22 protein-coding genes are annotated in these 25,857 nt (G+C 45.7%); 13 read left to right on the top strand and 9 right to left on the bottom strand.

Annotated features, from left to right (window positions below; genetic code table 11):
• Nucleotides 1-4: 4 nt before the first annotated feature.
• The 3 genes from ABV409_RS13075 (at nt 5) to ctlX (ending at nt 3,217) form a co-directional block, all read left to right on the top strand.
• Complete coding sequence (locus ABV409_RS13075) at nt 5-1,291, top strand: citrate synthase (protein WP_353878038.1); 1,287 nt, start codon at nt 5-7, stop codon at nt 1,289-1,291.
• 74 nt (nt 1,292-1,365) lie between these two features.
• Nucleotides 1,366-2,280, top strand: a complete 915-nt coding sequence (locus ABV409_RS13070; protein WP_353878037.1) for a dimethylarginine dimethylaminohydrolase family protein — start codon at nt 1,366-1,368, stop codon at nt 2,278-2,280.
• A gap of 10 nt (nt 2,281-2,290) precedes the next feature.
• Nucleotides 2,291-3,217, top strand: a complete 927-nt coding sequence (gene ctlX / locus ABV409_RS13065; RefSeq protein ID WP_353878036.1) for a citrulline utilization hydrolase CtlX — start codon at nt 2,291-2,293, stop codon at nt 3,215-3,217.
• Nucleotides 3,218-3,219: 2 nt separating this feature from the next.
• On the opposite strand, the gene ABV409_RS13060 is transcribed toward ctlX, so the two are convergent.
• The 4 genes from ABV409_RS13060 to ABV409_RS13045 form a co-directional block, all read right to left on the bottom strand.
• Nucleotides 3,220-4,734, bottom strand: coding sequence for a peptidase associated/transthyretin-like domain-containing protein (locus tag ABV409_RS13060; protein WP_353878035.1), 1,515 nt, complete (start codon nt 4,732-4,734; stop codon nt 3,220-3,222).
• A 103-nt stretch (nt 4,735-4,837) separates the two neighbouring features.
• Complete coding sequence (locus ABV409_RS13055; protein WP_353878034.1) at nt 4,838-6,262, bottom strand: SDR family oxidoreductase; 1,425 nt, start codon at nt 6,260-6,262, stop codon at nt 4,838-4,840.
• Complete coding sequence (locus ABV409_RS13050; RefSeq protein ID WP_353878033.1) at nt 6,259-6,771, bottom strand: DUF1648 domain-containing protein; 513 nt, start codon at nt 6,769-6,771, stop codon at nt 6,259-6,261. The genes ABV409_RS13055 and ABV409_RS13050 overlap by 4 nt, the downstream gene beginning before the upstream one ends.
• A gap of 3 nt (nt 6,772-6,774) precedes the next feature.
• Nucleotides 6,775-7,200, bottom strand: a complete 426-nt coding sequence (locus ABV409_RS13045) for a hypothetical protein (protein WP_353878032.1) — start codon at nt 7,198-7,200, stop codon at nt 6,775-6,777.
• A gap of 93 nt (nt 7,201-7,293) precedes the next feature.
• Between ABV409_RS13045 and argS the strand changes: the two genes are divergently transcribed.
• On the top strand, nt 7,294-9,072 hold the full coding sequence (gene argS, locus ABV409_RS13040; RefSeq protein ID WP_353878031.1) for an arginine--tRNA ligase: 1,779 nt from the start codon (nt 7,294-7,296) through the stop codon (nt 9,070-9,072).
• Nucleotides 9,072-9,863 carry a zinc-dependent peptidase gene (locus ABV409_RS13035; RefSeq protein WP_353878030.1) on the top strand — a complete coding sequence of 264 codons (792 nt, stop codon included), beginning with the start codon at nt 9,072-9,074 and terminating at the stop codon, nt 9,861-9,863. The genes argS and ABV409_RS13035 overlap by 1 nt, the downstream gene beginning before the upstream one ends.
• Before the next feature lie 58 nt (nt 9,864-9,921).
• Here ABV409_RS13035 and ABV409_RS13030 read toward each other — a convergent pair whose 3' ends face one another.
• Nucleotides 9,922-10,659, bottom strand: coding sequence for a bacteriorhodopsin-like (locus ABV409_RS13030; RefSeq protein WP_353878029.1), 738 nt, complete (start codon nt 10,657-10,659; stop codon nt 9,922-9,924).
• Nucleotides 10,660-10,775: 116 nt separating this feature from the next.
• Between ABV409_RS13030 and ABV409_RS13025 the strand changes: the two genes are divergently transcribed.
• Nucleotides 10,776-11,651: a Brp/Blh family beta-carotene 15,15'-dioxygenase gene (locus tag ABV409_RS13025; protein WP_353878028.1), complete on the top strand. Its 876-nt coding sequence runs from the start codon at nt 10,776-10,778 to the stop codon at nt 11,649-11,651.
• On the opposite strand, the gene ABV409_RS13020 is transcribed toward ABV409_RS13025, so the two are convergent.
• From ABV409_RS13020 to ABV409_RS13010, 3 genes are all read right to left on the bottom strand, one after another.
• A complete protein-coding gene (locus tag ABV409_RS13020; protein ID WP_353878027.1) occupies nt 11,635-14,196 on the bottom strand; it encodes a TonB-dependent receptor in 2,562 nt (853 codons plus the stop codon). The two genes, ABV409_RS13025 and ABV409_RS13020, sit on opposite strands and share 17 nt — an antisense overlap.
• On the bottom strand, nt 14,177-15,088 hold the full coding sequence (locus tag ABV409_RS13015; RefSeq protein ID WP_353878026.1) for a FecR family protein: 912 nt from the start codon (nt 15,086-15,088) through the stop codon (nt 14,177-14,179). Before ABV409_RS13015 ends, ABV409_RS13020 begins: the two co-directional genes overlap by 20 nt.
• Nucleotides 15,089-15,172: 84 nt before the next feature.
• Complete coding sequence (locus tag ABV409_RS13010; RefSeq protein WP_353878025.1) at nt 15,173-15,673, bottom strand: RNA polymerase sigma factor; 501 nt, start codon at nt 15,671-15,673, stop codon at nt 15,173-15,175.
• A 114-nt stretch (nt 15,674-15,787) separates the two neighbouring features.
• Between ABV409_RS13010 and ABV409_RS13005 the strand changes: the two genes are divergently transcribed.
• From ABV409_RS13005 to ABV409_RS12975, 7 genes are all read left to right on the top strand, one after another.
• The gene (locus ABV409_RS13005) at nt 15,788-17,578 is read left to right on the top strand and encodes a hypothetical protein (protein ID WP_353878024.1); all 1,791 of its coding nucleotides are present in this window, start codon (nt 15,788-15,790) and stop codon (nt 17,576-17,578) included.
• A gap of 177 nt (nt 17,579-17,755) precedes the next feature.
• Complete coding sequence (gene ffh / locus ABV409_RS13000) at nt 17,756-19,084, top strand: signal recognition particle protein (RefSeq protein WP_353878023.1); 1,329 nt, start codon at nt 17,756-17,758, stop codon at nt 19,082-19,084.
• Nucleotides 19,084-19,965, top strand: a complete 882-nt coding sequence (gene folD / locus ABV409_RS12995; RefSeq protein WP_353878022.1) for a bifunctional methylenetetrahydrofolate dehydrogenase/methenyltetrahydrofolate cyclohydrolase FolD — start codon at nt 19,084-19,086, stop codon at nt 19,963-19,965. The genes ffh and folD overlap by 1 nt, the downstream gene beginning before the upstream one ends.
• A 142-nt stretch (nt 19,966-20,107) precedes the next feature.
• The gene (locus tag ABV409_RS12990) at nt 20,108-23,236 is read left to right on the top strand and encodes a ligand-binding sensor domain-containing protein (RefSeq protein ID WP_353878021.1); all 3,129 of its coding nucleotides are present in this window, start codon (nt 20,108-20,110) and stop codon (nt 23,234-23,236) included.
• Nucleotides 23,237-23,262: 26 nt separating this feature from the next.
• Entirely contained in the window at nt 23,263-23,889 is a 627-nt protein-coding gene (locus ABV409_RS12985) for a response regulator (RefSeq protein WP_353878020.1), read from the top strand.
• Nucleotides 23,890-23,982: 93 nt separating this feature from the next.
• Complete coding sequence (locus ABV409_RS12980) at nt 23,983-25,158, top strand: OmpA family protein (RefSeq protein WP_353878019.1); 1,176 nt, start codon at nt 23,983-23,985, stop codon at nt 25,156-25,158.
• Nucleotides 25,159-25,233: 75 nt separating this feature from the next.
• Entirely contained in the window at nt 25,234-25,647 is a 414-nt protein-coding gene (locus ABV409_RS12975; protein WP_353878018.1) for a hypothetical protein, read from the top strand.
• Here ABV409_RS12975 and ABV409_RS12970 read toward each other — a convergent pair.
• Nucleotides 25,644-25,799, bottom strand: coding sequence for a hypothetical protein (locus ABV409_RS12970; protein ID WP_353878017.1), 156 nt, complete (start codon nt 25,797-25,799; stop codon nt 25,644-25,646). The genes ABV409_RS12975 and ABV409_RS12970 overlap by 4 nt on opposite strands.
• Between the last annotated feature and the right edge of the window lie 58 nt (nt 25,800-25,857).

Here is a 25,857-nt window from a genome sequence, read left to right as displayed (position 1 = left end):
ATACATGTCGAGTACCGCAACACTGGAATTTGAGGGTAAAAAATATGAATTTCCCGTTATTAAGGGATCTGAAAACGAGTTGGCCATAGACATCAAAACGATGCGGGGTGCCAGTGGAATGGTGACCATCGATCCCGGTTACAAGAACACCGGGTCTTGTGAGAGCGCCATTACGTTTTTGGACGGTGAAAAGGGTATTCTAAGATACCGCGGCTACTCCATCGAGGATTTGGCCGAAAAGGCTGATTTTTTGGAAGTAGCCTACCTTTTGATTTTCGGGGAACTTCCAAATCAAGAGCAACTCGAAAAATTCGATAGTGATATCAAAGCCGAATCGCATGTCGATGAGGAAATGAAAAAGATTTTGGACGGATTCCCGAAATCCGCCCATCCTATGGGGGTCCTCTCTTCATTGACCAGTGCGCTCGTCGCGTTCAACCCTACTTCGGTTGACGTTTCATCAGATGAAGCCATGTACAGTTCCATCGTGAGGATCATGGCGAAATTTCCCGTATTAGTCGCATGGACCATGCGCAAGAAAATGGGCCTTCCCCTGGATTATGGTGATGATAGTCTCGAATATGTAGAGAACATCCATAAGATGATGTTCAAGCGCCCGAACAAGGAATACGAAAAAAACAAGGTCATCATCGATGCTTTGGACAAGCTGTTGATCTTGCATGCCGACCATGAGCAGAATTGTTCGACTTCGACCGTCCGCATCGTTGGATCGTCTCACGCCGGGCTTTTCGCTTCGCTTTCAGCAGGGATCTCCGCTTTGTGGGGGCCACTTCACGGGGGAGCCAATCAAGCCGTGCTTGAAATGTTGGAAGCCATCCAAGAAGATGGGGGCGATACCAAGAAATATATGGGCAAGGCAAAAGATAAAAGTGATCCCTTCCGTTTGATGGGCTTCGGCCACCGGGTATACAAAAACTTCGATCCGCGGGCTAGGATCATTAAAAAAGCAGCTGATGAGGTATTGGGTGATCTCGGAATCGAAGATCCGATTTTGGGCATCGCCAAAGGTCTTGAACAAGAAGCCTTGGAAGACCAGTATTTCGTAGATCGTAAGCTATATCCAAACGTTGATTTCTACTCGGGCATCATCTACCGTGCCATGGGTATCCCAGTCGATATGTTCACGGTGATGTTCGCTTTGGGCCGTTTGCCCGGATGGATCGCCCAATGGCGCGAAATGCGATTAAGGGGAGAACCGATTGGACGTCCAAGACAGATTTATATCGGTGAGACCCATCGTGATTTCCCTGAATTGAAAGATCGTCAATAGTAACCGCATTGTACAACGGCGTCCATTTTCAAATGACGATTATGGACGTTTTTTAGTACCCAATTTTTCGTTCGATGTTAAAACTCCATGTAGTCGATGAAACCTCAAGGCTGAAAGCGGTGGTCTTAGGTACCGCCGAAAGTTGCGGTCCGACACCGACGGCCGAGGAAGCTTACGACCCGAAGTCTTTAGAGCATATTCTTGCAGGCACCTATCCTAAAGAAGAAGACATGGTGGCCGAAATGGAGGCTTTCGCCCAGGTCTTCAAAAAATACGGCGTAACGGTTTACCGTCCTTCGGTCATAGCGAACTGTAATCAGATTTTTTCGAGGGATATCGCCTTCGTTATAGAAGATAGACTCTTTCATTCCAATATCCTTCCAGATCGAGAAAAGGAATTCGATGCGATTCAGCACGTTCTCGAGCAGCTACCGGCCGATCAAATCGTTAGGCCTCCTGAAGAAGTTCATATAGAAGGTGGGGATGTCATGCCATGGCACGACTATATTTTCGTCGGCACCTATACCGCACCCGACTATCCGGATTATATCACCGCACGGACCAATAAGGCAGCCGTAGCCTTTTTACAGGAACAATTCCCGGATAAAACGGTCAAATCCTTTGAGTTGCGAAAATCGAATACCGATGCCAAGTCCAATGCCCTGCATTTGGATTGTTGTTTCCAACCCATTGGCACCGACAAGGCGATTTTACATAAAAACGGCTTTTTGGTCGAAGAAGAATACCAATGGCTCGTCGATTTTTTCGGACCGGCGAACGTCTTCGAAATCAGTGCTGATGAGATGTACAACATGTTCAGTAATGTATTTTCAATTGCGCCCGATGTGGTCGTATCAGAACGCGGGTTCACCCGCTTGAACGATTGGATGCGCGCGCAAGGGATTACCGTAGAGGAAATCCCGTACGCTGAAATTGCCAAACAAGAAGGTTTGCTGCGCTGCAGTACCCTTCCGTTGCTAAGAGAATAAGGAATACCCCATGCAAATAACCGATACTATTTTGATGATCCGTCCGGTGGCGTTTCGAATGAACGAGCAGACCGCGGTGAACAATTATTTTCAGGAGAATCCTGAACTGACCGCTAACGAGATCAATACCAAGGCCCAGAACGAATTCGATGGGTTTGTTGAAATCCTAAGGGACCATGGGGTCAAGGTCATCGTCATCGATGATACATTAGATCCCGACACCCCCGATTCCATTTTTCCGAATAACTGGATATCGTTCCATCGCAGTGGCACCGTTGTCGTCTATCCGATGTTCGCCGAGAATCGCAGAAAAGAACGGAGGGAAGATATTTTCGATGTACTGGAGGCCGAGGGTTTCAAGATCAAGAATGTTTTGGATTATACCGCGGCCGAAGCGGAAAATATTTTTTTGGAAGGTACCGGCAGTATTCTCAAAGACCGTGTCAACCAAAAGGCATACTGTGCCTTGTCGGAAAGGGCCCATGAATCCCTATTTATCGAGTTCTGTGAGGATTTCGATTGCTTTCCGGTAATTTTTACCGCCAATCAGACCGTAGAAGGCGAGCGCAAGGCCATTTACCATACCAATGTGATGATGGCCATGGCCGAATCCTTTGCCGTTATTTGCTTGGATGCCATTGATGACCGAAAGGAACGTGAGGGTGTCATCAAACACCTTAAAGAGGATGAAAAGGAAATCATCGCGATTTCTGAAGCGCAGATGCATGCCTTCGCAGGTAACATGCTTCAGGTCATTGGAGCCAATGATCAACGGTATATGGTTATGAGCACCCAGGCCTATAATAGCTTGAAACCGGAACAACTCACCGCGATCAAAAAACATTGTGAAATCATCCACAGTTCCTTGGATACCATTGAAACCTGTGGGGGTGGATCGGCACGTTGTATGATGGCCGAGGTGTTTTTACCCCGCTGATCCTATTCCTCAGCGACCGTAAACTCCCGAATGGTCTGATTGGGCTCCATAATGGTATAACCCTTCCAAAATTCCGGGTCATAACTGGGCATGTACGTAGCCTCGATCGACTTGTCGATTTTAGCCGCTTTATACTGTTCGGCATCGATCAAGGTATTTTCGTATACCACCAATTCCCATTTGTTCGTATTGGCCATGCGAAAATCGATATTCAATGAAAGTTCGTTCTGTTTGCGGCGTCCTTTGACGTTTTTGTTTTTCTCGATGACTTTCAAGGGCCGATCGAGACGGAACCAGCGACCAAAATTGAAGTCGGCGAATTTGATGGCATAGCGTCCATTTCCGAGCTTGGCGAACTGCATGCTGCCCTTGTACAAGGTTTCGCGATAGAAGATCCCCAACAATCGAAAATTGCGGAGGTTTTTCAAGTTTTCGAAATCAATTCGCATAACCGCAAAATCTTCGATGTTGATAAACAACCTTCCTTTGAAATCGGCCCCTCCCTTTGGTTCGAAATCCACCACATAAACCCCTGAATCATCGATTTCGGCATAACCTTTCAGTTCGAATCGGTATTTACGGGATTTATCGACCACATCCATTTTGGTGTCCTCTTCATAAAACACCTCGCCCAATAATTCCTTGAAGATCCATTTTTGGGAGTCTGCTAATCCAGAGGTGGTGTCCCGTTGTATCTCCTTTTCAACGATCTCTGCCTGTTCTTGGGTCGCTTCATCGGTTTCCATGTCTTCCAAAATCTCATCGACCTGGACTTTTTGACTGAAGATTCCCGATTTGATCTTCAAATAAGAATCGGGCTTGATGTTCTTTTTGAAAACGGTCTCCATGCGTTCACCGAGTTCTTCGAAAGAGCCAATGTCTTTTTTGTCATAAAGTTCGGCTGCCCTAAGCACGTTTACTTTATACTCGTTGTCGTTTTGGTAGAAATCCCCAAAGGTTTCGGTATAGTGGTGCGAGTTTTTTGGGATGGCACCGGCAATACTGTCGATCAAGGCTTTGTCTATTTCCTCAATAGTCGATTTCTCGAAACCGAAATCGACCTTTTGAATGTTCCCGAAAACCGATTGCCTTAGAAAATACCGTTGTTTTATCGGCTCATTATTAATGTTGCCAGGAAGTCGCTCCTTCATTTTGGTGACGATATCGTCGACTGAAAGTTCTTTGTCGAAAAGGTAGACCCCGCTCAATTCAATGGCCCTCGGACGTAATAAAACGATACTATCTTGCAATTGTTCAAGTGTAAACCCTTGCTTGGCATAACCCATACTGGAAATGTAAACCGAATCAAGCGCCGTCGGACTTGCGTCAAGTGAGAAGCTGAACCGTCCTTCCTCATTGGTAATCACCCCTTTGTTTTCACCATATTGAATGGTCGCATACGGTATCCCCTTTTTCGTTTTGGCATCAAGCAATTGACTGCTGAATTCTTGTGCTGCCAAGAAAAATGGGAAAAGACCCAAACATAAGGTGCATAGGTGACGGTAAATGTTTTGCATGTATTCTGATTTACTTATTTGTATTAGTGACGTTTTTTTTTGGTGAATGGTTGCTCGATAAGACGAATTATTGACGGTTTTGTTTCAACAGTCATGCCATGATCTAGGTTTCGGCGATGTTTTTGATCATTCCTCCGAAAATGAAATAATGAAAGGGGAGCACACTATACCAATAAAGTCTTCCTTTAAGTCCCCTTGGGCGAAAAGTAGCGGTTTGGTGTAAAACACCTTGTCTGTCGATCCTGAACTCTAGCCAGGCTTCACCTGGCAACCGCATTTCTGCGAAGAGAAGGAGTCGTTTGGCTTTTTTATCGGCCAGTAGTACCCGCCAAAAATCTAAGGAATCCCCTGCAAAAATCTTATCTGGGTGGGTACGCCCCCGACGAAGGCCCGGACCTCCGTTCAATTTGTCGAGTACCCCTCTTATTTTCCAAAGGAAACTACCGTAATACCATCCGGTTTCACCTCCGATTTTCCAAATGTTGTCCAGTGCGCGTTGTTCATCGGTCAAGCGGATTCTTTGTTTGTCTTTCAATACCCCATATCGCGGTACTTGGATGTAGCGCTCGAGGTTGTTGTTGAAATGTCCGCTGACCATGCTATCTTTCCAACTACTGATTACCGAATTCTGTGCGATTTTCTTGAAGGCCATTTGAATAGCTTCACGGTAAGAGTGGGGTTGTAAATCGAGCAATCGCTGCAGGCGGTCGTCTTCGGCTACGACTTCTATCTTCATGCTGTCGACCAAATTCAAGGCCAGTTTGTATGAAGTGGACGTTACGAAGTAGAGCCAGTAGGAAGATAGTTTGGGTGTCATCACCGGAACCGTGAAAATCCAGTTCTTGAAACCCCTTACTTCGGCATATTGTTGTAACATTTGTTTATAGGTCAAGACATCCGTGCCTGCGATATCGTAGGTTTCGTCAAAAGTGGCTTTATTGCCGATGACGCCCAACAGATAGTTAATGACATCGCGGATAGCAATGGGTTGGGATCGGGTCAATACCCACTTTGGGGTGACCATGACCGGAAGTTTTTCACAGAGATCCCTGATGATTTCGAAAGACGAACTCCCGGATCCGACAATGATCCCCGCTCGAAGGCTAGTCAAGGCAAAATCGCCCTTTGAAAGGATTTGCTCGACGTTTTTGCGCGACCAGAGGTGTTTTGAAAGATTCTTATCGTTAACGATGCCTCCCAAATAAACTACTTGCTTGATTTGGGTCCCATTCAAATGGGTGATGAAGTTTTGGGCAGCTTGGGCTTCCAGCGCATCGAAATCCTGGGTTGAGACGGTCATCAAATGGATTAAGAAAAAGGCGACTTCGATATCCTTTGGCAGGCTATCCGGTTTTGGGGGCTCCAAAAAGTCGATTTCTATGATGCTGACCTTTTTCTTCGTTTCCGGGTCAATGGACAGTCGTTTTTCATCACGTACCACACACACCACTTCGTGACCTTGATCTAAAAGTTTGGGCAGCAAACGCATCCCGATATACCCGTTGGCCCCTGTCAGTGCGATTTTCATGCTTTGCTGAGTTGGTGCATTTTATAAGTATACCATAGTGGAATGGTAATGATCAAGACGACCAAGGGTATGAAAAGCCATCCAATTCCCCAACCGTCATAGTCCATTGCCTTAATGATGACTTGAATGGATATTACCGTGAACAATAGGGCGACCCCGATGTTCAGCCATGCCATCATCCGAAACGACATGGCATATAATACCGGGGCATTTTGTTCGGTGACCTTGGTCGGATAGTTGTAGTTCCATGGAGGTACCTTTGTGGCGACCAATACCAAAATGGCATAGGTGAGCAAGTTGATCATCGGCAAAAACAAAAGAGTGGAACGACTCCCAAACCCGTCTGCTTCTCCATTGATATTGAAATGGATGGGCACGGTATCGGGTAATCGAACGTAGGCCGCCATCACAATAACGAAATTGGCGGCAACCAATACCCAACCAAAAAAACGTAGTTTACGATCGGTGGCCGTCGGTTTGATTTCTATTTTCGGTTGGTTTTTGAACATGGGTCATAAATCTTCGATAGCGGTCGGTGTGTTGTCGGCTTTGAGATCCAGCAACTTCTTGAAAAACTTTTGGATGGCTTTGGTGTCGGAACGCACTTTCACGAAATAGTGGTCTCGATAAACCGAGTAAACGGCCAAATCCCCTTTGTATATCGTGAGCTTGTAATAGGGGATGACCAGTGCATACGACTCCAGCAAGGAGCGGAACCCCAGTATGATGCCGTTCGGTCGAAGTTCGATATTGCAACAATCCGCGTTGTTATCGAGAATTAGCAGGTTCCTGATTTCGACACTTGCCTCGGTGATTTCAAGTTTAGGAGACCCCACACCGCCCATCTTCCACCGCTCTTTGAGGGTAAAAGGCCTGCCGACTTCGGCATCGATTTTTTGGGTAATCGCCTTGTCGGTATAGGAAACGTTCAGTAGCATGTTTAAAATTAATGAAATGCCACGGCTACATTCTTAAATCTACGCTAAAAGACTAAAAATACCGTAGTTTTGCAGCTTGAAAACCACTTTGAAATGGAGTTAAAACCCGTATTGGAAGCTAAGATCAAGGGCATCGCCCAAGAATTGTTCGAAGTCGCACTGCCCCATGTGGAGTTCCAGCCTACGCGGAAGGATTTCGAGGGGGACATTACGGTAGTGGTTTTTCCGATGTTACGCCACATCAAAGGAAATCCGGTGGCAATAGGAACCCGATTCGGGGAAGCCCTGGTCGCCGAATTGGATGCGATTGTGGCCTTTAACGTAGTGAAAGGGTTTTTGAACCTCGTTGTTTCCGATTCCTACTATATCGAATTCTTCAATGGAATCAGGGAAGATTCGGAATACGGTTATCAGACCCCGGGATCAAAACCGGCCATCATGGTCGAGTATTCATCGCCGAATACGAACAAGCCTTTGCATCTCGGTCATATTCGAAACAACTTGTTGGGCTACTCCGTGGCTGAGATTTTGAAAGCTGCGGGGCATAAGGTCTATAAGACGCAGATCATCAATGATCGCGGGATCCATATCTGTAAAAGCATGTTGGCTTGGCAACGTTTCGGAGACGGTGAGACCCCTTCGTCTACCGGTATGAAGGGCGACCATCTGGTCGGAAAGTATTATGTGGTCTTCGACCAAAAATACAAGGCGGAAATCGAGGCTATGACCGCAAAAGGCATCGACCCGAAAGAAGCCGGGAAAAAAGCGCCGATCCTATTGGAAGCCCAAGAAATGCTTCGAAAATGGGAAAGCGGCGACCCGGATACCGTTTCGCTATGGAAACAGATGAACGGATGGGTCTATGACGGCTTTGCCACGACCTATAAGAACCTTGGGGTCGATTTCGATACGCTCTACTACGAGAGCGACACCTATCTCTTAGGCCGTGATGTGGTTAAAAACGGTCTGGACAAAGGCGTGTTTTTTAAGAAAGCGGATGGCAGTGTATGGATCGACCTCACTGATGACGGCCTTGATGAGAAAATCGTATTGCGTTCGGATGGTACCGCCGTTTACATGACACAAGATATCGGTACGGCCATTCAACGGGTCACCGATTTCAGTGACATCAACGGCATGGTCTACACAGTAGGAAATGAGCAAGACTATCATTTTAAGGTCCTTTTCCTGATTTTGAAAAAGCTAGGGTATGCATGGGCCGAAAAGCTATACCATTTGAGCTACGGTATGGTCGATCTACCTTCGGGAAAGATGAAGAGTCGTGAAGGAACCGTGGTCGATGCTGACGATTTGATCGTTAATATGGAGCAAACCGCTGAGACGATATCACAAGAACTGGGAAAACTCGAAGGATATACGGAGAACGAAAAGCATCAACTTTATCGCACGATCGGTCTGGGTGCCTTGAAATATTATATCCTTAAAGTCGATCCTAAAAAACGGATTTTGTTCAATCCGGAGGAGTCGGTGGATTTTCAAGGAAATACGGGTCCCTTTATCCAATATACCTTTGCCCGGATCCAAAGTATATTGCGCAAGGCCGGGGCGTTGGCTTCGGAAGATGTCGACCTAAGCTTGGACTTGCATGTTAAGGAAAAGGAATTGTTGAAACAGATTCAGCAATTTCCAGAAAAAATCCTTGAAGCCGCTGACAGTCACAGTCCGGCATTGATCGCCAACTACACCTATGATTTGGTCAAAGAGTTCAATTCTTTCTACCAACAAGTTTCTATTTTAGGTGAAGAAGACGGTACGAAACGCATGTTCAGGATACTATTGGCCCAAAAGGTGGGTGAGGTCATCCGCTCGGCGTTTTTGGTGTTGGGTATCCATGTTCCTGAACGTATGTAATGGCCGGTCTCACGCCCACCGACATTTTTGCGTTCACCTGTCTATTTTGCATCGCGGCGTATTTGCTCTACATCGTTTACTATGCCATAGGGCTTTACGATTTCAATCCGCTCAAAAAAAAGATGCGGTTGACACCTTCCGATATAGCGTATGTAAAGACCCACGTGCCCGGTTTTAATGAACTTGGTCCGGAAGCTTCCGAGAAGTTCTTGGCCAGACTCACTTGGTTCGTGTTTAAAAAGCCGGTTGCATACAAAGGTCAAGTGGCCAACAAAAGAACCTTGAAGTTGCTTCTCGGAGCTGCCGCGATTTTCCTGAGCATGGGTATGCGACGGTTTAAGTACATTCGCTCCATCCGCCGCGTGATCATCTATCCGACCGCATATATCTCTGTTTTGAATAGAAGGCGTCATGTGGGGGAATACAATCCACGGTTACGGGCCATAGTATTTTCTGCGGATCGCTTACTGGCGGGATTCGAAGACGGTTCGGATAATATCAACTTAGCCATTCACGAATTCGCCCATGCGTTGTATTTCGAAACCAAAGGAAGACGGAACTGGGAGGCTAAGAGGTTTCAATGGGGATTTAGGAAACTGGAACGCTTTCATTCAGGACGGGAACTCCCCTTGGCTGAATTGGACCATTTGCGGGAGTATGCGAAGACGAACGTTTTTGAACTGTTCGCGGTTTTGGCCGAGCATTATTTCGAGAATCCTTCAGCGATGCAAACGAAGGCACCGACCTTATATAGCGTACTTCGTAAAATGCTTGGGTTTGAAGGTGCCTAAATGTAAAGCCCCGCGAATTGCGGGGCTTTACGTAACCAACTAAAAATAAACCTAAGACTTAGTCGTTGCCTTGAGATGCAACTGCGGCCGCATAAACGACCAAACCAAATCCTATTTTGTTAATGGCATCACCGATGTTGTAGATAACGTCCATAGCGAGACCACCAAACATGCCTTCGTACCATCCTGGTGTTCCGGCCATGTATCCGATAGGATAGATTGCCCAACCGACCAAAACGAACCAGCAAAGGGTCTTATGCGCCTTCAAAATGGAACCCCCTGCTTCTTGCGCCAATTTCTTGGCACCACCCAGCCAGATTTCATAGACGATGGCGAAATAAGCGACCCCTGAAATCAGACCCCAAATTTGGGCTTGGTCGCGATACACCGCTTCACCAAGGTATCCTGTGACCAACATGATCACGGAAAGGACGATCAAGCGCCACATCAACGATTTTTTGGCTCCGGCCACTTTCAAGATCAGGTAGAACTCAACGCACATCAGCGGTACGGTCAAGATCCAATCAACATACCTAAAGAAGGTCGGTGACTCTCCAACACCTGCCCAGTAATCGCGCATGTACCAGTAGTGTACTGCAGCGATGAAGGTAATCAAACCCGATACAAGGATGGAAGTTTTCCATTTCCTGTCGAAATTGTTCATCGATAGGAAGAAAAAGGCTGAAGCGGCCATCATGGCCATACAACCCACAAAAAAAGTGAAGCCCACGTAATCATCCGTGGCAATCTTCGAAACATCCGCCAATAAAGGCAAACCTAAGATTAAAGATTTCATATAAATAGAGTTAATTAATTTTGTTCAATGTAAATATAGATAAGTTAAACAGAATATCATAATATTTGTTTATTTATTTTATCATATCTTTAAACAGAATAAGTTTTTTTGCGAATATGAAAAATTGGATTATTGTAGCGACTTTCTTTAGCTTGTGGCTTAGTACCCAGTTCGATGTGCGCATTCAAGACTATCTTGCCTACGGCTTGATCCTGACCTTTGGGGTGCTTCATGGGGCCAATGACCTGGCCATAATTGGAAAATTAAGCGCTGAAAAACAAGGATATAGAAAGAAGTTGATGCGATACCTATTGGTGATTGCCCTGGTAACGGTGGTATTTCTCGTATCGAAACCTATGGCATTGCTGCTTTTTGTAGGATGTAGTGCTTATCATTTCGGTGAGCAGCATTATGGGCACGGTTTTAAGGTTTCATCCAATTGGAATCCCATACTGTACGTCAGTTACGGATTAGTGGTATTGTTTATGATATTTGTATTGCAGATAAACAAAGTTATATCTATAATCAACGAGGTAAGTGGATTTGCCATCCAAAGTCAGGAGTTGGTAACCGGGCTTTTTGTTTCGATTGGATGTTATATGCTAAGTCTGGGTCTCCTATATAAAAAGGGCGTGTTGGAAGTCAACTTGGTCAAAGAGGTATTTATGTTACTTGTTTTGGCCGTGGTGTTTTACCATGCGTCTTTGGCATGGGCGTTCTGCATTTATTTCATATTCTGGCACAGTTTGCCTTCGCTAATCGATCAGCTTGGGTATTTATATGGTGAAATTTCTTGGCGGAGTTTTCGTACCTATCTGCGCTCGTCGATACTCTATTGGTCGCTTTCCTTGGTGAGCATGGGACTGTTGTATGTTTTTTTGAAGGACGATTTGGATAGTTTTATCTCCCTTATCCTGTATTTGTTGGCTGCGATAACTTTTCCGCATGTTTTGGTCATGCGTAAATTGGAAACTTCTAAAAGCGCACCCTAAAACTGATGTTCGGGGTCAATCCCAGCGAAAAATTCTCGATCAGTTCAAGCTCGTCCATTTCATTGATTTGGTAATATCGGTTGAGGATGTTCCTGCGATCGGTGACGTTCAATACCGAGATACCTAAGGTAGCCTTGCCATTGTTTCCCAAATCGAATCCGTAGGTTGCCGAGGCATCCACGCGCAAGTACTCAGGTAACCTGCTGCTATTCGGTGCCTCATAATTGATCCGTGCCGGAAAAATGGTACGGTTCAGCGCAGCATCACCGGCCAGGGGTTCAGTGAATGGTTTGCCGGTTCTATAATTCAACCCGAGTCCGATTTTGAGCTTGCCGATATCATAAGTCGTAGCCACGGTTACGGTATGGCGTATATCAAGATTGTTGGGAAAGGTGCTGGGCACGATACTATCATAGGTGTAGTCGTTTTTATTATAGGTATAACTCAACCATGTGCTGTAGTTCTTTCCCTTTTGGTTGATCAAGAATTCAACCCCTTTGACTTCATAGCTCCCAAGTTCACCGTTGAATTGATTTTCACTTTGAAATCCCTGGGTCCGGGTACTGACCCCATCGACTTGCTTGTAAAAGGCCTCTAGCCCTAGATATAAAGCATTCTTTTCATAGTTCAGCCCAAAGGAGCCCTGCTTACTTTTGGTAATCGGTAACTGGTCTTCATCGGAAATCGTCCACCGTCGCTTTTCAATGCCCAAGAAATTCTGTTCCAAGTCAATGACCTGATTGGTCGATTGGCTTTTGAATTCACCTAAAATATTACCCCTGAGGTGTTTGGCCAACCTAAAATTCAAACTCAATCTGGGTTCCAACAAAAATTTTGTAAAGGTGCCGATGTTTTGGATCAGGTTCGCTCGTAGTCCGGCCTTTGCTATAAAACCTTTATCGTAGGATTGATAGCCCACTTCGGAATATGGGGCATGGATGCGCAAAACCCCTTTGACCTCACTTTGAAAATCAGGTTGGGTGACCAGGGTGAGGTTTTGTATGCCGGTCTCGATGAATTGGTACCCATTGCTCCAATACAACCGATCGGAAACGGTGTAGCGGGTATCCAATTTCAAGGCACTTTCCAATACCCGGTTGTTCTGTGTCAGTTCTTGGGCCGGATTGGCTGAAATACCCAAGGCTTCCAGATCATATCGAGTGACGTAAACGTTCAGGTTTGACGCGAAATCAGGGGTCCATTGACTTTGCAATTGAAGTCCGGCCGAAAGATTGGTCTGGTTGAGTTCACTCCTGGTGGTCTCATCGATATCGATTTGGGTTTCCCGGAAGTCGAGATCGTTGTCCATCCCTATAAAACTGAAACGCAATTTGTGGTCGTCATTGATGTTGTACAGTACCTTTCCGGTAAAATCATAAAAGAAGAAGTTCACCTCATTCTCAATGGCACGATCGACCAATTGGTTCTGTTGGTTGCTGATTTGGGAATCTTGAAAAACCCTTCGCGTAAAATTCTCATAAGTCGGAGTGTTCAAAAAGTCGGTGGTCGAGCGCCTTGCCGAGAACTGAAAAGCCAAATCTTCGCGAATCGGTATCTGGCCAAAAACATCGCCGCTGATGAAGTTGATGCCTGCACCTCCATGAAAATCGCCATCAATCGTGTTTTTGGTCTCCATACTGATCACACCGCTGACCCCGTCACCGAACTTGGGTGGGGTGCCGTTTTTGTATACGGTAACCTTATCGGTCAGATACGGATTGAAGGCCGAAATCAAACCGAAAAAATGCCCGGATTGGTACATTTTGATTCCGTTCCATAAAATGAGGTTTTGATCATTGGTGCCGCCCCTGATGTTGATGTCGGATACGGTTTCGTCGATACTCTTGATCCCTGGCAAGGCCTGAACGGTCTGCAACACATCGGGTTCTATGAGTCCGGGTAGGGTACCCAATTCCCCAGTGTTCAAACTGATGCTTCCATCTTCCTGCTTAACAATGCCCGAAGTCAAGAATTCGTAGACGATGACCTCTTCGAGTTTTTCGACATTCTGGGCTAAAAGCACGTTCGGACATCCGTTTTGGGAGAGCAGACGTTCGGCTTCGATGATTTTAGTAGCGTACCCCAAATAGCGTACCCGAAGTGCTGCTTTTCGAGGGATTTGGGATAGCCTAAAGGAACCGTCCATATCAGTGACGATGGCAATGTCACTCCCTAAAACCTCTACAGTGGCCGCAGGGATGTTGTTTTCGGCGAAGTTGTCGAGGACCCGCCCGCAAATATCGATCAATGTGCGTTGTACGAGGGCATAGTAGCGCTCGTTCAGTTTGTTGATCTTGATTTGGGTCTGACCTTCTATGGCTTGGATGAATCGGGCCAATCCATCAAAATCACCGACCTCCACCTCAAGGCCTTCAATGTCAGCATCGACATAAGAGAACTTGACGTCGAAACGACGTTCCAATTCAGACAAAACTACCGAAAGGGGTACGGCCTTGCCGACTTCCTGACTGAAAACACCCAGACTTGGCAAGAGGGTAAGACAGGAAAAAAGAAAAATTAAAAGGCTATGGTCGGTTCTCGGCATAGAAAAGCACGTTTTCTCCCTCCAAGGTATAACGAATTTGTGAAGGAGTACTTATACTTTCTAACGCTAAAGTTAAATCACTGTTACTGAAGGTGCCGGTAAAAAGCTGGTCGGTATCAACGTTTTCAACCTTGACCTTAACATCGAATTGACGTTCGAGTTCTTCAAAGACATAGTGTAACGGGATACTTTTGAACGAACTCTCATCATCCATCCATGAAGGGTTGACGGCGACGACCTGGTCTGAATGTCGTATCTCTCCTGCCACGGCGACAAAAGAACTTCCTGCGGGTAAGCGCTGCTCGGTACCGTTGAACGATACGCTTACCAATCCTTCATAACAGGTAACCTCGAAGAAACCATCGCGGTTCTCGACATTGAATTGGGTCCCTAACACGCTTACGGAACCTTGGGTGGTCGCTACCGTGAATTTCTTTCCTTTGGCGACTTTGAAAAACGCTTCCCCATCAAGGGTGATCCTCCGTTCGTTCTCCCAATTATCGGCACTGAACGATACTTTCGAATCGGCATTCAACAATACCTCCGATGCATCCGGCAATAACACTTGGGTGCGCTCGGCCAGCTGTGTCCTGTAGGTGTCGTCTAACGATTCCATATAAAAATAAGAACCGATCATCATAATGGCGATAACCGCCGCGATGCGTAAAAATTGTCTATAAGGTCGTAAAGGCACTACTTTAGGAGTGTCGGTCGAACGCTGTCCTTTCAATCGCTCCCATGCCTGGGTTTCGTCAAAATCAGGAGCCTCCAAGTTTTCGGAAGCCTTGCGGATCTTCGCATACGAAGCATACGCATCAGACTTCTTGAAGTCTGCCAGCTCTTCTTCGGAGAGTTCACCGTTGAGCCATTTTGCTAGGTAATTTTCTTGCATGATCCTATCATTTACGTATTTAAAACAACCATCGGATAAAAAACCCTACTTTTTTCCTAATAGGAATTCAAATGTCCCATGATATTAGATGCCATCGATTTGTTCCCTAAGGGTTTTCAAAGCCAAATGCATGCGCTTTTCAATGGCCTTCACACTTACTCCTTCCATTTCCGCGATTTCGGCATACTTCTTCCCATCGATGCGGTTCAATAAGAAGGTCGTGCGTTGGTTTTCCGGGAGGGCATCCAAAGCGTCATCCAATTTCTTTTGGAATTCCTTTTCTTCCAACACGTACTCGGGAGATTCGTTGGAAACGGAACTGGCATGTTTATCGGCGTGTTTCAGTCGGACCTTTTCGGCCTTGATTACATTCAAATAGGTGTTATTGGCGACGGTATATAAAAAGGACTTCGCTTTTTCAGGGGTCACCTTGGCACAATTTTCCCAAAGCTTTACAAATGCTTCTTGAACGGCGTCTTGCGCTTTTTCCTCATTACCGAACTTATAATATATGTAATTGAAGATCGTTTTTGAATTGGTCTTGAAGATCGTGCTGTACACTTCTTCTTCACAAACATCGGCCATGGAACATGCGCTTAGGTAGACCAAAGATATTTTAAAAAAATTAAGATTTCCAGTAGGGTATTTCCCAAATCGATTGTTTTAGGGTTGTACAACAACAAAAAAATCCAAATCGTTATGAAAAAGTTGATTAAAAACGTAGTGCTAGCGGGCTTGTTCGTTGCGGCACTTTCCTTTACTTCTTGCCAAGAAGAATTTGAAGAGATCAATGGGGGAACCGATGAGCAGGAGAATTTCGAGGCTGGTTCGAATACCGCCGAACTGATCATCAATACCACATCGAATGACGGCTCATTCGACAATATCGTCGATGGCGCCAGTTGTGTGGCGATCCAGTTTCCGTACACCGTAGATGTCGGAGGGATCCAAATTACCATTGATGCTCGTGAAGACCTGCATTTGATCGAAGAGATTTTCGATGAGTTCGATGACGACCTTGATGAGTTGGAAATCTTATTCCCGATTACCATTACGTTGGCCGATTTTACCGAAATCGTCATTGAGAACAAGGAACAACTGCGTGAACTTGCCGAACAATGTCTTGAAGGTGGGGGCGATGATGACATCGAATGTATTGATTTCGTTTATCCGTTGACCCTGTTCACTTTCGATATCAACGACCAACAGACCGGAACGGTAGAAGTAAATAGCGATAGGGAATTGCGTCACTTTTTCAATGGTCTTGAAGATGATCAAATCGTTAGTCTTGATTATCCGGTTACCTTGAAAAAATATGATGGTACTGAAATCGTTGTCAACAGTAATGCCGAATTGGCGGCTGCTTTGGAGCGTGCCAAGACCGAATGTGATGAAGACGACGATGATGATTTCAATGATGATGATTTTGATGAAGAGCGCTTCGATTTCTGTTTGACCGAATGTCCTTGGAAGATCGTTGAGGTCCGCAGGAATGCCATCGATCAAACCCCGCAATACGTAGGTTATGTTCTTGATTTCTTCGAGAATGGTGAAGTGAACGTAATCATCGAGGGTGATATGGTCGTTAGCGGTACTTGGTCAGTGACCTTTACCGATAGAGGGCCGTTGATGACCTTGGAAATCCCTGATTTGGTTGATTTCAATTTGGAGTGGTTGGTTTACGAAATCGGCGACCATACGATCAAACTGTACTCCGATGACGGAAACAAAATCATCTTGCGTCAGCTTTGTGACGATGATGAGAGCGGAACCGAACCCGATACCTTGAGGGAAATCCTAAAGGAATGTGAGTGGATCATCAAGCGCGTGAAACTTCAAGATGAGCCGATCCGCAGATTGCTAGGGTATGAATTCAAGTTCTTACCTGAAGGTGTTGCCACCTTGAGTAATGGCGATGTGGTTTCTGAAGGAACTTGGGAAATCGGTTATAATGAAGAACAAGTATTGGCTTTGCTGATCACTTTCGGAGATGAACCGGCAGTCAATTTCAACTGGCCTTTGCGCGAATTGAAAGACGATCGCTTGAAATTCGCCGTCGAGGAAATCGATTACGAATTGATCTTACAACGGGTTTGTGATGACAATAGTGACGATGGTGATGTGGTCGAGATTAGAAATATCATGATGGGCGGCGCATGGAATGTCGCCATGTTGGAAACGGTAACCAATGATGGAAGCACTGCCGTTGGTACCATGGAGTATACTGGTTACGATTTCTACTTCAACATGATGCACCAGGTCCAAGTTGACGAGAATGACAATCCGATCATTACCGGATTGTGGAGAGTGATACGCAACCATGACGGACATTTGGTCTTTTACCTCAATTTCGGTGACGATTCAGCACCCTTTGATGATTTGACCGAACCATGGTATGTCACTGAGGTTTCCGCAGACCGCATTGAATTGGTCTACGAAGATGAGAATATCCCTTCTAAGGTATTGGTCTTCGAAAGAAACAACGGATAAGCTTTTTTGCCCCAAGTTTTAGTTCAGGGACGGTGTTGTGGTAGACACCGTCCCTTTTTTTGTTCCCGTTCCGGTGCTTCCCAAGCGAACGGATGTTCGGTTTTTTCCTTCCTGGGCGATTGTAGGGGCGCATCCATCAGTATTTGCTAAATTTGTCCTTTCAAAATCCTACATCGCATGTTCGATAATTTAAGTGAGAAGTTAGATAAAGCGTTACACGTTTTAAAGGGACGTGGACAAATTACCGAAATCAATGTCGCCGAGACCCTCAAAGAGGTTCGCCGGGCCTTGCTCGATGCCGATGTCAATTTCAAGATCGCCAAGGAATTCACCAATAAGGTCAAAGAACAGGCCTTGGGTCAAAACGTATTGACGACCTTACAACCTGGCCAGTTAATGGTCAAGATCGTCAAAGACGAATTGACTTCGTTGATGGGAGGTGAAGCCGAAGGCATTGAACTTTCAGCCAACCCCGCTGTGGTTTTGATGTCTGGTTTGCAAGGTTCGGGTAAAACCACCTTTTCGGGCAAACTCGCCAATTACCTCAAAAAGAAGAAAACAAAGAAACCGCTTTTGGTGGCTTGTGATGTGTATCGTCCGGCTGCGATCGATCAGCTCCACATCGTGGGTGAGCAAATCGGGGTCGAAGTCTATTCGGATCGGGATAATAATGACCCCGTTGCCATTGCAAAAGCAGGTATCGCCCACGCCAAACAGCAAGGGTGTAATGTCGTCATTATCGATACCGCGGGTCGTTTGGCTGTCGATCAAGAAATGATGGATGAGATTTCAAACATCCATAAAGCGGTCAGCCCCCAAGAAACCTTGTTCGTGGTCGATTCGATGACCGGACAAGATGCGGTAAATACCGCAAAAGCTTTTAACGATATCTTGAACTTCGACGGGGTGATCTTGACGAAATTGGATGGTGATACCCGTGGTGGTGCGGCCATTTCGATCAAATCAGTGGTCGATAAACCCATTAAGTTCATCGGTACCGGTGAGAAAATGGAGGCTATCGACGTTTTCCATCCGGCTCGTATGGCCGATCGGATTTTGGGTATGGGAGACGTAGTTTCCTTGGTCGAACGTGCGCAAGAACAGTTCGATGAAGAACAAGCACGAAAGATCCAAAAGAAAATCGCCAAAAACCGCTTTGGCTTCGACGATTTCCTCAGTCAGATCCAGCAGATCAAAAAAATGGGGAATATGAAAGACCTCATGGGAATGATCCCGGGAATGGGCAAGGCCATTAAGGGATTGGATATCGATGACGATGCCTTCAAGCATATTGAGGCGATCATCCATTCGATGACACCCGATGAAAGGGCGAACCCCTCTAAACTCAATGCCAGTCGTAAAAAACGAATTGCCATGGGCAGTGGTCGTAGCATCCAAGATGTCAACCAGCTGTTAAAGCAATTCGACCAGATGAGCAAGATGATGAAGATGATGCAAGGGGGTCGAGGCAAACAAATGATGCAAATGATGCAAAACATGCGCTAATGGAAGTATTGGACGGAAAGAAAGTATCGAATCAAATCAAGGATGAAATCGCCCAAGAAGTCGCCCAGATGAAGGAGCGGGGAGAGAAAGTGCCCCATTTAGCGGCGGTTTTGGTCGGTAATGACGGTGCCAGCTTGACCTATGTAGGCAGCAAAGTACGCTCCTGTAAGAAAATTGGCTTCGAGTCCACTTTGATCCATTTACCGGAAGAAACCAGTGAGGAAACCTTGTTGGAACAGGTGCAAGCCTTGAACGCAGACCCAGAGATCGACGGGTATATCGTACAACTGCCTTTACCAAAACACATCGATGAAGAAAAGGTTTTGATGAGCGTTCACCCCGATAAGGATGTCGATGGATTTCACCCAACGAATTTCGGTAAGATGGCGCTCGATATGGAAACCTTCATTCCGGCCACCCCTTTCGGTATTATGGAATTATTGCGCCGGTACGAGGTGCCGACCGAAGGAAAACACACCGTGGTCATCGGAAGAAGCCATATCGTAGGTAGGCCGATCAGTATATTGATGAGCCAGAAGGGCAAGGCCGCCAATGCGACCGTAACCCTAACACATAGTAGGACCAAAGATCTAAAAAGCTTCACTAAAGAGGCGGATATCATTGTTTCGGCCTTGGGATCACCTGATTTCCTTAAAGCCGATATGGTAAAGGAAGGCGTTGTGATCATCGATGTGGGGATCACCCGGGTTCCTGATGCTTCAAAGGAAAAAGGGTATTACATCACCGGAGATGTTGATTTTGATGAGGTGGCACCCAAAGCATCGCATATTACCCCAGTACCAGGTGGTGTCGGCCCTATGACAATCGCCATGCTTTTGAAAAATACCTTGTTGGCCCGTAGTAGGCACAATGCCCGATAATCCTTCTTCGAAATCCCGCATATGGGGGATTTCACATTAAGTCCAAACCCTTAACTTTGAAGGAGTTGTCTCCCTTTATAGTTGTTGGATGTCAAGATTGAAAATTCGGATGCCGGGCAAGGTTTATTGTCGGTGTCTTCTCATGCTCACCCTGCTGCTGCAGGCCGGATGGTTATCGGCCCAAAGTTATGAGGTCACGCGGTATGCCGATGATAACGGGCTACCCTCCCGCATCGTTCTTGATGTTATCCAAGACTCGAAAGGATTTATTTGGGTCGGGGGTAACAATGGCCTGTATCGCTTCGACGGCCAACATTTCATTCCGTATCTGTCGGCCTTGAAAGATACCATCGGTTTACGGGATAATAAGATCAATACGCTCTTGGAAACATCGGATGGTAACCTTTATATCGGCACTCCAAAGGGTTTGCATGTGATGCGTTCCGGCACCATCAATTACATTCCCCTGAAGGCCCATGCGAATGACAGCGAGGAGTTCATCATCAATATATTTGAAGATCGGTCGAGCGGAATTTGGATTTCTACCTATGGCGGGATTTTTCAAATAGGTCATTCCGAACAACCGTTGCAATTGCTGCCAGACGAAAATTCAAAAGAGTCGGTGACCAAAGGAACGGTTTGGTCGATTACACAAGACGACCAAGGGGTGCTTTGGGCGGCAACCAACGATGGGCTATACAAAAATACCGTGGCCGCTGAGTTGGACTTCAAGAAGGCTGAGGTCATTTTGGATGTCGATTTGATCGGATACGACATCGGTTATTACAAAATACAGCAAATTAGGCCCGATCTTTTCATGATCGATACCAGTCATGGGTTGTTGAAAGGTACTATCAATGACGGCAAACTCTTGGTATCGAAGTTCAAAAATGCCGAAGGGGAGGTCACTGCCTTTGGGTATTCCATACAAAAGTCCATACAAGATGCGAAGGGTGATATCTGGTTGGCTACATGGAAAGCGTCGATTAAAAAGTTCAAACTGACCGATGATCGCTTGACCTCCCTTGACATCATCACCAAAAACGGATTTCAGGAACTTTCCGGAATCGACCACTCGGTTTTTGAAGACCGGCAAGGGAATATTTGGTTCGCCAATACCAATGGCCTTTATAAGTTCAGTGTCAACAAGACTGAAATCTCAAATTTCCCACCGTTTGATTGCTTGGTCGATTTTAAAGGGATCTATGCTATGGTCCTTGATCCATATGATCAAGTCTGGGTGACCACTCCTACAGCTTTGTATCGTTTTGATAAGAAAGATCTACTAGAGAACAATTGTCCTGGTGACTATTTAAAATTAGAAGTACCCGGAATGGAGCAGGTGCGAAATCTTTTCATCGACACCGAAAATCGATTGTGGCTAGGGTCTGATGGTGGTCTTTTCATAACCCAATTGAACGGCATGCAACACCCAGGTCCCTTCATTCGATATACTACGGCAGAAGGTTTACCCCATAACCACTGCTATGAGATACATCAAGAATCGGAAGATTCGTTTTGGATCGGAAACGATCATGGTTTGATACGAATGACACTCGAATCCGGAAACCTGAACAAGCCTTCCTTCGAAGTCTTGGCCGCTGATGAAAAAAGGGCCAATGGCTTGGTAAATTCCCAGGCTATGGAGATCGAAGAAGACACCAAAGGTGCACTTTGGGTAGGAACGTTCAGTGGTTTGAGTCGCATGCTGGATCCTAGCGGTACCGGTCGTTTTGCGAATTATAGCAGTAGCTTTGGCGAGCCGCTGGCCCTCAGTAACAATTCGATAAAAAAAGTATTGAAAGATAGTCGGGGCAACCTATGGGTAGCCACCCAACGCGGCCTTAATCTCTATCGGCCTGATTCCGACGATTTCCTGCAATTCGGTCACGATGAAGGACTACCCTCTGAATACGTACTTGGTTTAGCTGAAGACAGTAAAGAACAGCTTTGGATCGGAACGACCAATGGTGTATTGAAGGCGAAATTCGATGTTCCCGAACAACGACTTATTCCGTTAAACCACTACACCGTTCAAGACGGGTTGAAAGACAATATTCCTTATCGCAATGCGATGTTCATTGACAAGGGTGACAATGTGTTCATAGGAAGCAGGGACGGCATCAGTATGTTCTCAGGCTATGAACGGGCCAACCCCGATGAGCATGCCGTAGCGATTACCCTGACCGATGTTCAAGTCTTGCAAGATAAGAACGAAGGTTTCGTTTCCATATCGGAACGCCTCGACAACCATGAAATCAGCTTGTCTTACCTTTCTAATTCATTGAAAATCAATTATGTAATCCTGGATTTCACTAATCCGGACAACAACAAATACCGGCATAAACTACTGCCGGTCAATGAAAGTTGGATCGAAACCGGGACGAATTCCGAATTGTCGTATTACAACCTATCCCCGGGCGATTATGAATTCGTGCTCGACGCCAGCAATACGGGTGATCGGTGGACCGAGAACCCTATCCACCTCAAACTGACCATACGGCCGCCATTTTGGAAAAGTCGTTGGGCGTTTATACTCTATATCTTGTTGTTTGCCGCGCTGTTGCGTTTGTCCTACCTCATGCGGGTTAGAAAGAAAGAACATGAAATGCGACAAAAACTGCAGCTCGAACGAAAAATCGTCGAGGAACGTGAACTATTGCGACGCGAAAATGCAGCTGACTTCCATGATGAGTTGGGTTCGATGGTCACTAAGATCTCTATGTTCTTGACCATGGCCGAAAGACAATTCGAAAACCGGGAAGACCCCAGGCCGTTTTTAGAAAAAATAAGGACCAATGTCAAAGGGCTTTCCAATGGGTTTAGGGATTTACTTTGGGTGATAGACCCCCAGAAAGATAGTTTGGCGGATACGTTTCTTCGGTTGAAGGATTTTGGTGAGGATATGTTCGAAAAAGGACCGGTGGATTTCAGAACGACGAAGTTCGACCAAAAATTCGCATCGATTCGGTTAAACCCCAAAACAAAGAAACAGGTGATGATGATTTTCAAGGAAGCCATGACCAATTGTTTGAAATATGCCAAGGCCGATATGGTAACCTTCGATTTAAGGGTCGTTGGTGATAGTGTGCGCTTTGAATTGAAGGATAATGGCAAGGGCTTCGAATTGGAAGGCGTCGATAAGGGTAGGGGGCTCAATAACATGGAACGACGGGCTGCGAAAATCGGGGCAGGATTCACTATGATTTCAAATTCAGGCGGTACAACCGTCGTTTTAAGCAAAATACCCCATATGGTTGATGGCGGTTAGTAGCGAGTTGATTACCTTGTAATACAATGCAAACCAGCAATATACATATTGCAATTGTCGAAGACGACGACGAAATCAGACAAACCATGCAGTTGATCATCGACGGTACGCCTGGGTTTTTCTGCAAACAATCCTTCCCTGATGGTGAATCGGCCTTATCGACCTTATGCGAGGTGGATGTGGATATCGTTTTGATGGACATCAACCTACCCGGTAAATCAGGTATTGAGGTCACTCGGATCTTGAAGTCAAGAAAACCGAAACTCGATATCATTATGTTGACCGTTCAATCAGATGATGATTCCATATTTGAATCGCTTTGTGCCGGAGCTTCGGGGTATCTTTTAAAAGATACCAGCCCTGCCGACCTATTGGTCCATATAAGGGAAGTCCATGAAGGCGGTGCCCCAATGAGCGGTCAAATTGCCCGAAGGATCATCAATTCCTTTCGTATTATTGAAAACCCCCTTTCAACCCGAGAGACCGAAATATTGAAAATGCTAAGTAAGGGGATGAATTACAAAGAGATCGCAGAAGAAATTTTTCTTAGTCCCCACACCATTAAAACGCATATCAAGAACATCTACTCCAAGCTCCATGTCAACAATCGTGCAGAGGCCATTTACAAGGCCATAAAGCAGAAGTTGATTTAAAACTTCATTCCGACTTGAGAAATACCACGTATGGGTGATTGACGCAAAATGTTCTAAACCAGACATTTGGGTCGAATCAAAAATTTACAAACGATGGGAACACAAAGAATCTTACGAACGGCGGGCGCGGTGGCCATACTGTTCGTATTCGCAAATGTCAATGGTCAAAACGTTTTCAAACGTGTTAAAAAGAAGGTAGAGGATAAAGCCGTAGATATCGTCGATAATGAATTGAACGGCAACAAAAAGGAAGGGGAAAACCAAAAAAAGGAGGGCGATGGCGATACAATGACCTTGGGTAAAGCACAGGCGAATAAAATCGATCGCAATTTCATTGATCGGTCCAATTTGATCTTTTATGATGATTTCGATAAAGAACGGGTCGGTGAATTTCCCAAGAAATGGAAGCAAATCAGCGGCACGGTCGCCTGTGCGGGATTTTCAGTGAACAACAGCAACGAAGGGGTCGTTCAAATGGTATCGAACAAAAGCGCCATCAAACCGAACTTTGATACCGATGATTATTTAGGGGATTCGTTTAAAATCGAATTGGAACATTTCTTTTGGCAAAAAGGCAATGAAGCCTATATCATCGAATTATATGGATCGGCAAGTCCAAGACCTGCCTATTCTATCTATTTACGGAGTACCAATGTAGCTCCGGGTTCAGACAATGTGGTCTATATGGCCGGCAAACAATCCCCTGGTTGGTATACCTCCCAGATTTCCTTCAATCAAGGTAACCTTAAGGTAATCGTTAACGGGCAGCAATTGGTCAACAATCCAGATATCAAAATCCGTGAGCTAACCCATTTGGCCCTACGAACCCTTTCTCCTGGTTCTTCCAGTGGTGATGGATATACCAAGGCAAGGGTCAATCATTTCATGATTTCCAAAGGAGGTTTACCCCTTTATGATCGTATCGTAATGAGTGGCAGGGTGGTCGTGCGCGATATCTATTTTGATACGGACAAGTACGTATTAAAACCCCAGTCGAATGAGGCTTTGGATAAGATTGTAGCCATGCTTAAGGAGCATGAAGAAATGGAAGTGACCATTGAGGGGCATACCGATAGGAATGGCAGTGAGGCCTCCAACCTTATTTTATCAGAGAATAGAGCCAATGCCGTGCGTGATTATTTGGTACGGTCGGGGATCAAAAGGTCGCGGTTATCCACGGTGGGTTATGGCGAAGAAAAACCCATCGACCCCAACGACAATGAAAAAGCATGGGCCTTGAACCGTCGGGTCGAGTTTGTGTTGCGTTGATGGTTTTCTTTACTACTAAAGGAAGTTGGGAGGGGCGACCCTCCCTATCTTTATAGCATTAAAACATAGTAAATCATGAATTATCGTAAAACCATAACCATTGTCATCGCAATCGTCTTGTTCGCATTGGTGCCATGGGCATGTAAGGAAAAATCGACCAGTGAGCCCAAAGTCGAGGTCGAACAAAGTGATATTACAGATGCCGATACCGATTCCTTTGGATCCGAGTCGGTAGCGGATTGTGATGCGTTTTTAGAGCAGTACGAGGCTTGGTCGAAAGACTACATCGCGTTTTTAGGAAAATACAAGGACAACCCCATAAAGGCGGTTACTTCACCGGAATATTCTGAAATGATGTTGCAGGCGTCGTCTTGGTCTCAGGATTGGCTCGAACTTTCGGTATCCTGCGCCCAGAACAGCTCTTACAACGATCGGGTCAATGAAATTTCGGATAGGATGCAAAAAATGGCCGAAGAACTGGGATATTAGTCCTTTTTCGCGTCAAACTCCTGGCCATTGAGCAGCAGCTCATCTTCATCGGAAGGTGTCAACACGTCGAGGTCCTCGCCCTCGTCGTTGGTACAACTTCCAATGGCCATTCCCATAAATATCAAGGAAAGCAAGAGTAAAATAGTCTTCATTGTTCGGTAAAACTTGGGGTTCATACCTCAACTAACGTCAAATGCGGTATGAATAGTA

It is taken from the genome of Flagellimonas algarum (genome assembly GCF_040513375.1).
Lineage (GTDB): Bacteria > Bacteroidota > Bacteroidia > Flavobacteriales > Flavobacteriaceae > Flagellimonas_B > Flagellimonas_B algarum.
Note: the sequence above shows the minus strand (reverse complement) of the source record. Positions and strands in the feature narration are given on the sequence as shown.